The sequence below is a fragment of the Acidovorax sp. ACV02 genome, assembly GCF_014851475.1.
Taxonomy (GTDB): domain Bacteria; phylum Pseudomonadota; class Gammaproteobacteria; order Burkholderiales; family Burkholderiaceae_C; genus Acidovorax; species Acidovorax delafieldii.
The window spans coordinates 12,372-24,195 of the sequence record NZ_JACUZU010000006.1; the positions used below are offsets into that span (position 1 = coordinate 12,372).

Genomic DNA, 11,824 nt, shown 5'->3' on the forward strand with positions numbered 1-11,824 from the left:
GATTCACTAGCGCATCAAGCCCTTTTTGCTTTAAAAAATGTCGCCCGGCACCCGCACCCAGCCTTCCATCAGGATGCGGGCGCTGCGGCTCATGAGGGCCTTGGTCACCTTCCACTGGCCGTTGACCTGCGCTGCTTCGGCCCCCACGCGCAGGGTGCCCGAGGGGTGGCCAAACCGCACGCTGCTGCGCATGCCCCCGCCCGCTGCCAGGTTGACCAGCGTGCCGGGGATGGCTGCGGCCGTGCCAATGGCCACCGCTGCCGTGCCCATCATGGCGTGGTGCAGTTGGCCCATGGAGAGAGCGCGCACCAGCAGGTCGATGTCCTTGGCGTCAATGGCTTTGCCGCTGGAGGCCGTGTAGCTCGCCGGCGGTGCGACAAACGCGATCTTGGGCGTGTGCTGGCGCGTGGCGGCCTCGCTCACGTGCTGGATCAGGCCCATGCGCAGGGCGCCGTATGCACGGATCGTCTCGAAGCGCGCCAGTGCCGCCGCATCGCCGTTGATGACCCGCTGCAGCTCGGTGCCGGTGTAACCCAGCTCTTGTGCATTGAGAAAGAGGGTGGGGATACCCGCGTTGATCAGCGTGGCGGCAAAGCTGCCGACCCCGGGCACCTCCAAGGTGTCCACCACGTTGCCCGTCGGGAATAACGCCCCCACGCTCCCCACTGCGTGTGGTTCGCTGCCCCCCGAGGGGGCCCTCGCCAGCTTGGGGCGGCCCGGCGCTGTCGAGATGGCTCCCCCATCATCGCCATCGTCCGCCGGGTCCATGAACTCCAGCGCCACCTCGGCGGCGACAAAAGTCACGCCGTCCAATTCAAAGTCACCCGTTTCTTGCACCCGCCCCTGGGTGATAGGCACATGCGCGACGATGGTCCTGCCGATGTTGGCCTGCCAGATGCGAACCGGAAAGGTGCCGTTCTGTGGAATACGCGCCGCATCGATCAGCCCCATGTGGATGGCGCACGGCCCCACAGCGGCCGACAGGTTGCCGCAGTTGCCGCTCCAGTCCACAAAGGGCTGGTCGACGGATACCTGCCCAAACAGGTAGTCCACGTCGTGGCCCGGCCGCGTGCTGCGCGACAGGATCACCGCTTTGCTGGTACTCGACGACGCATTGCCCATGCCGTCGATCTGCTTGCCGTACGGATCTGGGCTGCCCAGCACGCGCAGCAGCAACGCGTCCCGCGCCGGGCCGGGTTGCTGGGCGGGGGCGGGCAGGTCGTCAAGGCGAAAGAACACGCCTTTGCTGGTGCCGCCCCGCAGGTAGGTGGCGGGGATGCGGATCTGTGGTGCGGGAAAAATGCTCATGGAGAATCATCAAATTGGATAGCGCGTGGCGCTTGCTAGACGGGCGCCAGAGCCTGTTTTGGTTCTGTATTCTTGGCCAAGAAGTCTTGCGCAAAGCGCTGCAGCACGCCGCCCGCCTGGTAGATCGAGACCTCTTCGGCGGTGTCGAGTCGGCATGTCATGGGCACCTTGGTTTCCTCGCCATTCTTGCGGTGGATGACCAGGGTGAGGTCGGTACGGGGTTGCATGTCTCCCTCCACGCCATACACCTCCGTCCCATCCAGCCCCAGCGTAGTGCGGTTGACCCCCGCCTCAAACTCCAGCGGCAACACCCCCATGCCAATCAGGTTGGTGCGGTGGATGCGCTCGAAGCCCTCGGCCACCACCACCTCCACACCCGCCAGCCGGACGCCCTTGGCGGCCCAGTCGCGGCTCGACCCCTGGCCGTAGTCGGCACCGGCAATGATGATGAGCGGCTGGCGGCGGTTCAGATAGGTTTCCATGGCCTCCCACATGCGCATGACCCGGCCTTCGGGCTCCACGCGGGCGAGCGATCCCTTTTTCACTTTGCCATCCACCACGGCCATCTCGTTGACGAGCTGCGGGTTGGCAAACGTGGCGCGCATGGCGGTGAGGTGGTCGCCCCGGTGCGTGGCGTAGGAGTTGAAGTCCTCCTCGGGCACGCCCATGTGGGCCAGGTATTCGCCCGCTGCGCTGTCCGGCAGGATGGCGTTCGATGGCGACAGGTGGTCGGTCGTGATGTTGTCGGGCAGGAGGGCCAGCGGACGCATGCCTTTCAACGTGCGCGGGTGGGCGGCGAGTGCACCGATGCCCTCGGTGTCCCAGTAGGGCGGGCGGCGGATGTAGGTGGACTGCGGGCGCCACTCGTACTGCGGCGACACGCGCTGGCCATCGTCGTGTCGGATGGCGAACATGGGTTCGTACACTGCGCGGTACTGCGCGGGCTTCACGGCAGTTTTCACCACGGCGTCGATTTCTGCGTCGCTGGGCCATAGGTCTTTGAGGCGAATCGCCTGGCCGTCCACCACCGCCAGCACGTCCTTTTCGATGTTAAAACGCACCGTGCCCGCCATCGCATAGGCCACCACCAGCGGGGGCGAGGCCAGAAACGCCTGCTTGGCATAGGGGTGGATGCGCCCGTCGAAATTGCGGTTGCCCGAGAGCACGGCGGTGGCGTACAGGTCGCGGTCAATGATCTCCTGCTGGATGGCAGGGTCCAGCGCCCCACTCATCCCGTTGCACGTGGTGCAGGCAAAGGCCACGATGCCAAAGCCGAGCTTTTCCAGGTCGGCCAGCAAGCCCGCTTCCTTCAAATACAGCTCCACCGCCTTGGAGCCGGGCGCCAGCGAGGTCTTGACCCAGGGCTTGCGCGTGAGGCCCAGCCGGTTGGCGTTGCGCGCCAGCAGCGCGGCGGCGATCACGTTGCGCGGGTTGGAGGTGTTGGTGCAGCTGGTGATGGCGGCAATGACCACAGCGCCATCGGGCATCGTGCCGTCCTGTGGTGCGGGCATGGCCCAGGGGCCCGCGATGCCTTGGGCCGCCAGGTCGGACGTGGCCACGCGCGCATGCGGGTTGGAGGGGCCGGCCAGGTTGCGCACCACGCTCGACAGGTCGAACACCAGGTTGCGCGCGTAGACCGCATCTTTGAGGGTGTCGGACCACAATCCCGCTGTCTTGGCATACGCCTCGACCCGCTTCACTTGTTCCGCCTCGCGGCCCGTCAGCGTCAGATACTCCAGCGTCTGTTCGTCGATGCTGAACAAGGCCGCCGTGGCACCATATTCGGGCGCCATGTTCGAGATGGTGGCGCGGTCGCCAATCGTGAGCTTGGCGGCGCCTTCGCCAAAGAACTCCAGATAGGCGCCCACCACCTTGGCCTTGCGCAAAAACTCGGTGAGCGCCAGCACCACATCGGTGGCGGTGATGCCGTCCTGGCGATGTCCGGTCAGCTCCACGCCCACGATTTCGGGCAGCCGCATCATCGATGCACGCCCCAGCATCACGTTCTCGGCCTCCAGGCCGCCCACGCCGATGGCGATCACGCCCAGCGCATCCACATGGGGGGTGTGGCTGTCGGTGCCCACGCAGGTGTCGGGGTAGGCCAAGCCCCGGTCGGCATGGACCACGGGCGACATTTTTTCCAGATTGATCTGGTGCATGATGCCGTTCCCCGCCGGGATCACATCCACATTGGCAAAGGCTTTTTTGGTCCACTCGATGAAGTGAAAACGGTCTTCGTTGCGGCGGTCTTCGATGGCGCGGTTCATGGCGAAGGCATCGGGGTCAAACCCGCCACATTCCACGGCCAGCGAGTGGTCCACGATCAGCTGCACCGGCACCACAGGGTTCACCTGGGCCGGGTCGCCACCCTCCATGGCAATCGCATCGCGCAGGCCCGCCAGATCCACCAGCGCCGTCTGGCCCAGAATGTCGTGGCACACCACGCGTGCCGGGTACCAGGGGAAGTCGCGGTCGCTGCGCCGCTCGACGAGCTGGCGCAGGCAGTCGTTGATGGTGGCCGGATCGGCGCGGCGCACGATGTTTTCGGCGTGGACCCGGGCGGTGTAGGGCAGGGTGGCCCAGGCGCCCGGTTGCAGGGATTCGACAGCCTCGCGGGCATCAAAGTAGTCGAGCTGCGTGCCGGGCAGCTTCTTGCGGTACAGAGTGTTCATGAGCGTGGGGCAGGGGGCTTCGGCCGTTTGGTTTTACTTGCGGTCCTGGATTGGTACGAACGCCAGGTCTTCGGGCCCGGTGTAGTTCGCACTCGGCCGGATGATCTTGTTGTCCTGCCGCTGCTCGATGATGTGTGCCGCCCAGCCGCTGGTGCGGGCAATCACAAACAGCGGCGTGAACATGGCGGTGGGCACGCCCATCATGTGGTAGCTCACGGCGCTGAACCAGTCGAGGTTGGGAAACATCTTTTTCACCTCCCACATCACGGTCTCCAGCCGCTCGGCAATGTCATACATCTTGGTGCTGCCAGCCTCTTGCGACAAGTTGTGCGCCACGCCCTTGATGACGACATTGCGTGGGTCGCTCACGGTGTAGACCGGGTGGCCGAAGCCAATGACCACCTCCTTGGCCTCCACGCGGCGGCGGATGTCGGCCTCGGCTTCGTCCGGGCTGTCGTAGCGTTTCTGGATCTCGAAAGCCACCTCGTTCGCGCCGCCATGCTTGGGGCCCCGGAGCGCGCCGATGGCGCCGGTAATGGCCGAATACATGTCGCTGCCCGTGCCGGCCACCACGCGGGCGGTGAAGGTGCTGGCGTTGAACTCGTGCTCGGCATACAGGTTCAGCGAGGTGTGCATGGCACGCTCCCAGGCAGCGCTGGGTTTGGAGCCGTGCAGCAGGTGCAAGAAGTGCGCACCGATGGAGTCGTCATCGGTCTCCACCTCGATGCGGCGGCCCGAACTGGCCCAGTGGTGCCAGTAGAGCAGCATGGAGCCCAGTGATGCCATGAGCCGGTCGGCAATGTCGCGCGCACCCGGCAGGTTGTGGTCGTCCTTTTCAGGCAGCGCACAGCCCAGGGCCGAGACGCCCGTGCGCATCACGTCCATGGGGTGGCTGGCGGCGGGCAGCTGCTCCAGCGCCTGCTTCACACTCATCGGCAGGCCGCGCAGGGCCTTGAGCTTGGACTTGTAGGCACGCAGTTCGGCGCGTGTGGGCAGCTTGCCGTGTACCAGCAGGTGGGCGATTTCTTCAAACTCGCAGACCTCGGCAATGTCGAGGATGTCGTAGCCCCGGTAGTGCAGGTCGTTGCCCGTGCGGCCTACGGTGCACAGGGCGGTGTTGCCCGCCGCCACGCCCGAGAGCGCGACGGACTTCTTGGGCTTGAAGCCCGGGGTTTCAACGGTGGTAGTCATGCGGTCTCCTGGTTTACATATGTGTTGGTGATGGCAGCGGGGCGGCCTTTGCCATCCACCGCCACCATTTCAAAAATCCCCTTCAGCACTTCGTCCTGGGGCGAGCCCAGCGTGGCGGCCAGACCGGTCACGCACACGGTGAGCGAGCTGCGGCCGACGCGGGTGACCCAGGCGCGGAGCGTGAGCACATGGCCCACGGGCACGGGGGCCAGAAAACGCACGTCGGTCACGCCCGCCATCACCACATCGCGCTGTGCGGCGCCGCGCGCTGCCAGAAACGCCGCCTTGGCCATGAGCTGCAGGGCGTTGCCGCCGAACAGCGTGCCGTAGTGGTTGGCTTCTGCGGGGAAGACGATTTCCGTCAGTTCGACGGTGCCAGTGGGGGTTGTCATGCTTCGCAATTTACGCACAATGGCATTCCGCTGTAAGTCCTGAATTGGCGAATGATTGCGAACGAAAACCCGTCAATTTGCGAATATTGCGAATGGCGATCAGGGTGCGACCAAAGAGCACCGAGAAAGATGGAATGAAAAAAACCTTCATGGGTGTGCGCCTGCGCCGCCTGCGCGAAGAGCGCGGCATGACCCAGATTGCGCTGGCCCGGGCGCTGGACCTATCGGCCAGTTACCTGAACCAGCTGGAGCAAAACCAGCGCCCGCTCACCGTGCCTGTACTCCTCAAGATCAACGCGGTGTTCGGCGTGGATGTGCAGCGCTTCTCAGACGACGATGAGGCGCGCCTCATCACGGGCCTGCGCGAGGTGTTGGCCGACTTGCCTGCCGGGGTCGGCGGGGAGGGTGCTGGCGATGCCGTGTCTCTGGCAGAGATCCGCGAGCTGGCCGCAGGCATGCCCGCTGTGGCGCGCACGCTGCTGGCGTTGCACCAGAGGCACCGTCAGGCGCTGGAGCGCCTGGCCGCCCTGGGCAATGACCGGGACGGCGAGGGCACCGTGGCCCAACATCCGCCCATGGCTTATGAAGAAGTGCGCGACTTCTTTTTTGCACGCCAGAACCACATTGCCGAGCTGGACGATGCTGCCGAACGCTGTGCCGCCGAATGGGGCCTGCTGCCCGGGAGAGCGGACGAAGCGCTGGCCCAACGCCTGCTCGTGGCCCACGGAGTGCGTGTGGTGGATGTGACCGACCTGCCCGGGCAGGCGCAACGGGTATTCCAGGCCGATGCCGGCGTGCTGCAGCTGGCGGCGGGCCTGGAGCGGGGGCAGCGGGCGTTTCAGATGGCGACGCAGCTGGCGTTTCTGGAGCAGGGCGCCGAGCTGCAACGTTTGGCCGCTGGCGCCGGGTTGTCCAGCGACCAGGCCCGGGCGCTGGCGCGCATCGGTCTGGCCAACTACTTTGCGGGGGCGCTGGTGTTGCCCTACACGGCCTTTTTGCAAGCGGCCGAAGCGGCGCACTACGACATCGACCGGCTGGGCCAGCAGTTTGGTGTCGGCTTCGAGACGGTGTGCCATCGCTTGTCCACGCTGCAGCGGCCCAGTGCGCGCGGCGTGCCGTTCTTCTTCATCCGGGTAGACCGCGCGGGCAACATCAGCAAGCGGCAGTCGGCCACACACTTTCACTTCAGCAAGATCGGTGGCACCTGCCCACTGTGGAATGTGTACGAGGCCTTCGCACAGCCAGGCCGCATCGTGCCGCAGGTGGCACGCATGCCCGATGGTCGCGCCTACCTGTGGGTGGCGCGTGTGGTATCGCGCAGCGGCGGCGGCTGGGGTGTGCCCGGCAAGGAGTTCTCCGTAGCCCTGGGGTGTGACATCCGCCACGCGTCGCAGCTGGTGTATTCACGCGGGCTGGACCTGGCCAACCCCGAGGCCGCCGTGCCGATTGGCATGGGTTGCAAGGTGTGCGAGCGAGACGCCTGTCCGCAACGCGCGTTTCCGCCCATCGGGCGGGCGTTGGATGTGAATGAAAACCACAGCCGTTTCGCGCCGTACCCCGTGGCGCCAGGGGCAGTTGTCGGGTAAACCCGTGGGCGTTCTGGTGGCGAAATATGCTCATCATTTCATAGCTTGTGAGGTAAGTCGCTGTGGCGCTAGAGGCACTTTTTTCTTAAATTTTTCGCCGTAACCAAATGTTGGCTCCACAGTGGCTGGATTGCCGCTATCCTGCGCAATTTGCATGGTGTCTGGTCGGCTCCCCGGCCAGCAAAGCAAAGGCACGTCTCTGACTTCTTCCACTTCTTCCCCGCTGGCTGCCCTGGCACCCCCAAGCCGCTATCGGCATTGGGTGGCGGGCATGGGTGTGGCCGTTCTGGGGTTGGTGGTGAGCCTGTGGCTGGCGCAGCACCAGGCCGCGTCGATGGCGCAGATCGAAGAAGCGCGCTTCACCCAGGAGACGCGGGCGTTCACCGAGGCGCTGAGCCAGCGCATTGCCGGTCACACCGAGGTGGTCAACGGCCTGCGGGGCCTGTTCACGGCCAACCCCCGCTTGTCGCGCCTGGACTTTGAACGGGCCGCCAGCGAGATGGAGGTGGGCCAGCGCTACCCCGGTGTTCGCAACCTGTCTTTCACGCGCTGGGTGCCTGGGCGTGAGCGCGAGGCCTATGAGGCCAGGGTGAGGGCGGACACCTCGTTGTCACCCGACGGCTTGCCCCAGTTCAAGATCCACCCGCCCGGCGAGCGTGCCGAGTACTTTGTGGCCGAGTATCTCTGGCCCATGTTCGGCAACGAGGGGGTGCTGGGCCTGGATATCAGTGCCCAGCCCGCCAACCTTGCCGCCATGCGCTACAGCCGCGACAGCGGACAGACCGTTGTGTCGGCTCCGTTCGATCTGCTGCAGGAGACAACACATCGCGCAGGCATCGTCATCCGCGTGCCGGTGTTCGACCCCACCGCCGGCACGGCCGAGCAGCGTTTTGTGGGCGCGGTGGCGTCCACCCTGCGGGTCTATGACCTGGTGCAGGGGCTGGGCAGCCAGGGGTTTCTGAACGGCATCGCTGTCGCCATGGCGGATCTCGGCCCGGTGCGCCCGGATTCGGGCGATGCCATGGTGCGCCCCCTGCTGGAGCAGACGGCCCCGGGCCTGCCCGGTGTGCGGCCCCTGGTGCGTGAGCTGGGAGTGCATGACCGGCGCTGGCAGCTTACTTTCTACCCGACCCGGTCGTTCCTGACGGCGTCGGAGACGCGCTTGCCGTGGCTGGCCGGGCTGGCGGCCGCGGTGGTGTCGTTGTTGCTGGCTTCCGTCGTGGCCCTGCTGGTGCGCCAGCGCACCCTGGCGCTGGTGCGCGCCCAGCTGTCCGACGATGCCCGGCGCGAGAGTGAGGAGCGGTTCCGTGCGCTCTTCAACCAGGCCACCGTGGGTGTCGCTCAGGTGGACTCGGCCACGGGCCAGTTTGTGCGCGTCAACCAGCGCTACGCCGACATCCTGGGGTACAGCCCGGAGGAAATGGTGGGCATGACCTTTCAGAGCCTCACCCACCCCGATGACCTGGCAGCGGACCTGGCGCAAGTGAGGCGGCTGCAGAGCGGCGATGTGCCCGAGTACCGGCTGGAAAAACGCTACATCCACAAGGACGGGCACGAGGTCTGGGGCGACCTGACCGTGTCGTCGATGTGGGCGTCAGGCTCCGCGCCCGGCCACCACATTGCCGTGGTGCAGGACATCACTGCGCGCAAGCGCATGGAAGAAAACCTGCGGGCCAATGAACAACGCCTGCGCAGCATTCTGGAGCGCCTGCCCATGGGGCTGTGCCTGGTGCAGGACGATGGGCTCATCAGCTTTCGCAACCAGCGGTATGTCCAGATCTGCGGCTACACGCAGGAGGAGGTGCCCGACACCGACACCTGGTGGCAGCGCGCCTACCCCGACGCTGCAGAGCGCGACGCGATCCGCCAGAGGCTGCTGGACACCAGGCACCTGGGCGTGATCCCGCTGGCCGAGTACACGATCCGCTGTGCGGACGGCAAGTACAAGCCGGTGGAGATCTCCGGCATTTTTGTCGAGGGGGGGCGCCTGATCACCATGCAGGACCTGAGCGAGCGCAAAGCCGCCGAGGAAGAGATCAACCAGCTGGCCTACTACGACCCGCTCACCCGCCTGCCCAACCGCCGTTTGCTAATGGACCGGCTGCAGCAGGCGCTGGCCACCAGCGCGCGCCACCAGCGCAGTGGTGCACTGCTGATGCTGGACCTGGACAACTTCAAGACGGTGAACGAAACCCGGGGCCACGACCGGGGCGATGCCTTGCTGTTGCAGGTGGCGCACCGTTTGCGCGGCTGTGTGCATGAAGACGACACCGTGGCCCGACAGGGCGGCGACGAATTTGTGGTGGTGCTGGAAGACCTGGGCGACAGCCCCGAGGAGGCCGCAGCGCGCGCCGAGGACGTAGGTCAGCGCATCCTGGGTGTGCTGCGCGAGCCCTACCAGATCGATGGCGCTGCGCACCACAGCTCGCTGAGCATGGGCGTCACCATCTACAGCGGCACACGCGAGACCGTGGACGAGCTGCTCAAGCGTGCCGACCTGGCGCTGTACCAGGCCAAGAACGCGGGGCGGGACACCTTGCGCTTTTATGACCCCCAGATGCAGGCTGCGGTCAGCGCCCGCGCCACGCTGGAGCTGGACATGCGGGTGGGCCTGGCCCAGGGCCAGTTCGAGCTGTATTACCAACCCCAGATCGACCACGGCCGCATTACCGGGGCCGAGGCGCTGCTGCGCTGGCGGCACCCGCGCGATGGATTCATCTCGCCCGCGCATTTCATCCCGCTGGCCGAAGAAACCGGCCTGATCCTGCCGCTTGGCGAGTGGGTGCTGCAGGCAGCCTGTCGGCGGCTGGCCGCATGGGCCCAGCAGCCCGACCTTGCCTTGCTGAGCCTGGCCGTGAACGTGAGCCCACGGCAGTTCCACCAAAGCGGCTTTGTTGCCCAGGTGCTTGCGGCGCTAGCGGGTGCGGGGGCTGACGGCCACCAGCTCAAGCTAGAGATGACCGAAGGCCTGCTGCTGCAAGACGTGGAAGACACCATCGACAAGATGGGCCAGCTCAAGGGCTACGGCGTGGGCTTTTCGCTGGACGACTTTGGCACTGGCTATTCGTCGCTGAGCTACCTCAAGCGCCTGCCGCTGGACCAGCTCAAGATCGACCAGAGCTTTGTGCGCGATGTGCTGACCGACCCCAATGACGCGGCGATTGCGCGCACGGTGGTGGCGCTGGGCACCAGCCTGGGCCTGCGCGTGATTGCGGAGGGCGTGGAGACCGAGGCGCAGCGCGAGTTTCTGGAGCGCCACCACTGCCACGCCTGGCAGGGCTACCTGCTCAGCCCCCCCGTGGCAGTGGCGGAGTTTGAGGCGCTGGTGCGCCGAACCAATGGCGCCCTGGACGGGCGCCTTGGATGACGCGGGGCCTGCGGCGGGCGCAGGGTGGCGTGCATTACGCGTGGTGCAGGTGGCAACACGCCGCCGGAAACCCTTTGCAACCGCAGTCTGGCTGCGCCACCTATGATGCAGGCGCTCCACCGCTGCCGCCTTCATGTTCTTCAAAAAGCCTTCGCCGCCCGCACCCTCGCCATTGACGCAGGGCTTTGACGCGCAGCGCGAACGCTCGGTGATTGCCGAGATGCTGCTCAAGCGCTCGGCCAAGCTGATCCTGGGGCGCAGCGAGCTGGAGATCATTCGCGGGGTGTGCCAGGCCATTGTGGATGTCTCCAGCCACATCCGCCTGGCCTGGACCTGGTTCGGTCCGACCGACACGCACACCATCCGCCCGCAGGTGTTTGCAGGCCCGGCGGCGGCCTATGCCGAATCGCTGAACATCGAACGCAACCTGCTCACCCGTATTGGCCCTGCCTTCACCACGCTGGACGGCAAGTCTGCGGGCCCTTTCACGGTGTCGCAGTTTTCGCCGTTTGGGCCCTGGCGCGACGCAGCCCGCCACCACGACATCCACCACGTGCTGGCCTTGCCCATCGCCTCCACCTTCAACGGCTACAGCGGCATCTTTGTGCTGTATGCCGACCGTGATGGCTACTTTGATGAAGTCGGCGTCAGCCTGTTTGCAGGGCTGGCCGAGCTGTTCGGCTCCCTCATGACCGTGGCCGCCGAGCGCCAGGAGCTGCAGCGCGCCGCCTACCACGATGCGCTCACCGGGCTGCTCAACCGCCATGCGGTGGACCTGATCGACCGGCGCGTGTACCGCGCCTCGCTGTTTGAGCCCGTCTCGTCCATCCTGTTGATGGACCTGGACCGGTTCAAGAGCATCAATGACCGTTTTGGCCACGACGCGGGCGACAAGGCCCTGCAGGCGGTGGCCCGGGTGCTGACCGACACCTTGCGGCGTGGCGACGAGATCATTCGCTGGGGCGGCGAGGAGTTTCTGGTCTGCCTGCCGCAGACCGCGCTGCCCGACGCGCTGAAGGTGGCCGAGAAACTGCGCCGCGCGGTGGAGAGCATCACCGATCCCGAGCAGCTCACCGTGTCGATTGGCGCGTGCGAAATCTCTGCACTGCAGCACCTGCCCCAGGCGGTGGCCCGCGCAGACGAAGCACTGTTCCAGGCCAAGTCGGGTGGGCGTAACCAGGTGTGTGTGCTGCATTGATGTTGCCCGCTTTTAGCTATCAAATTTGATAGCAAACAAGCCATATCACACTAGCGCATCAGGCCGTTTTTGCCGATTTTTCGCCTGCGCAGTGCCCCCAGGCGCCACCC

General features: G+C 65.9%; 7 protein-coding genes. 3 read left to right on the top strand and 4 right to left on the bottom strand.

The window, feature by feature from the left end:
- Positions 1–30: 30 nt before the first annotated feature.
- The 4 genes from IB236_RS14925 to IB236_RS14940 are packed head-to-tail and all read right to left on the bottom strand — an operon-like array spanning position 31 to position 5,563.
- Positions 31–1,302 carry a PrpF domain-containing protein gene (locus IB236_RS14925; RefSeq protein WP_192421504.1) on the bottom strand — a complete coding sequence of 424 codons (1,272 nt, stop codon included), beginning with the start codon at positions 1,300–1,302 and terminating at the stop codon, positions 31–33.
- Between the two features lie 41 nt (positions 1,303–1,343).
- Positions 1,344–3,980, bottom strand: coding sequence for a Fe/S-dependent 2-methylisocitrate dehydratase AcnD (acnD, locus tag IB236_RS14930; protein ID WP_192421340.1), 2,637 nt, complete (start codon positions 3,978–3,980; stop codon positions 1,344–1,346).
- Positions 3,981–4,013: 33 nt separating this feature from the next.
- Positions 4,014–5,171, bottom strand: a complete 1,158-nt coding sequence (prpC, locus tag IB236_RS14935; protein ID WP_192421341.1) for a 2-methylcitrate synthase — start codon at positions 5,169–5,171, stop codon at positions 4,014–4,016.
- On the bottom strand, positions 5,168–5,563 hold the full coding sequence (locus IB236_RS14940) for an acyl-CoA thioesterase (RefSeq protein WP_056745058.1): 396 nt from the start codon (positions 5,561–5,563) through the stop codon (positions 5,168–5,170). The genes prpC and IB236_RS14940 overlap by 4 nt, the downstream gene beginning before the upstream one ends.
- A 134-nt stretch (positions 5,564–5,697) precedes the next feature.
- Here IB236_RS14940 and IB236_RS14945 point away from each other — a divergent pair, with 134 nt between their 5' ends.
- The 3 genes from IB236_RS14945 to IB236_RS14955 all read left to right on the top strand — a co-directional run bounded on the left by IB236_RS14945 (position 5,698) and on the right by IB236_RS14955 (position 11,714).
- Positions 5,698–7,149: a short-chain fatty acyl-CoA regulator family protein gene (locus IB236_RS14945; protein WP_192421342.1), complete on the top strand. Its 1,452-nt coding sequence runs from the start codon at positions 5,698–5,700 to the stop codon at positions 7,147–7,149.
- Between the two features lie 271 nt (positions 7,150–7,420).
- The gene (locus IB236_RS14950) at positions 7,421–10,516 is read left to right on the top strand and encodes an EAL domain-containing protein (protein ID WP_056745054.1); all 3,096 of its coding nucleotides are present in this window, start codon (positions 7,421–7,423) and stop codon (positions 10,514–10,516) included.
- A gap of 133 nt (positions 10,517–10,649) precedes the next feature.
- Positions 10,650–11,714, top strand: coding sequence for a diguanylate cyclase (locus tag IB236_RS14955; RefSeq protein ID WP_108499451.1), 1,065 nt, complete (start codon positions 10,650–10,652; stop codon positions 11,712–11,714).
- Positions 11,715–11,824: the final 110 nt, after the last annotated feature.

What these genes read in the sequence shown, in the direction of transcription:
- acnD (WP_192421340.1), bottom strand. Translation starts at nt 3,980, where the DNA reads ATGAACACTCTGTACCGCAAGAAGCTGCCCGGCACGCAGCTCGACTAC.
- prpC (WP_192421341.1), bottom strand. Translation starts at nt 5,171, where the DNA reads ATGACTACCACCGTTGAAACCCCGGGCTTCAAGCCCAAGAAGTCCGTC.
- IB236_RS14940 (WP_056745058.1), bottom strand. Translation starts at nt 5,563, where the DNA reads ATGACAACCCCCACTGGCACCGTCGAACTGACGGAAATCGTCTTCCCC.
- IB236_RS14945 (WP_192421342.1), top strand. Translation starts at nt 5,698, where the DNA reads ATGAAAAAAACCTTCATGGGTGTGCGCCTGCGCCGCCTGCGCGAAGAG.
- IB236_RS14950 (WP_056745054.1), top strand. Translation starts at nt 7,421, where the DNA reads ATGGGTGTGGCCGTTCTGGGGTTGGTGGTGAGCCTGTGGCTGGCGCAG.
- IB236_RS14955 (WP_108499451.1), top strand. Translation starts at nt 10,650, where the DNA reads ATGTTCTTCAAAAAGCCTTCGCCGCCCGCACCCTCGCCATTGACGCAG.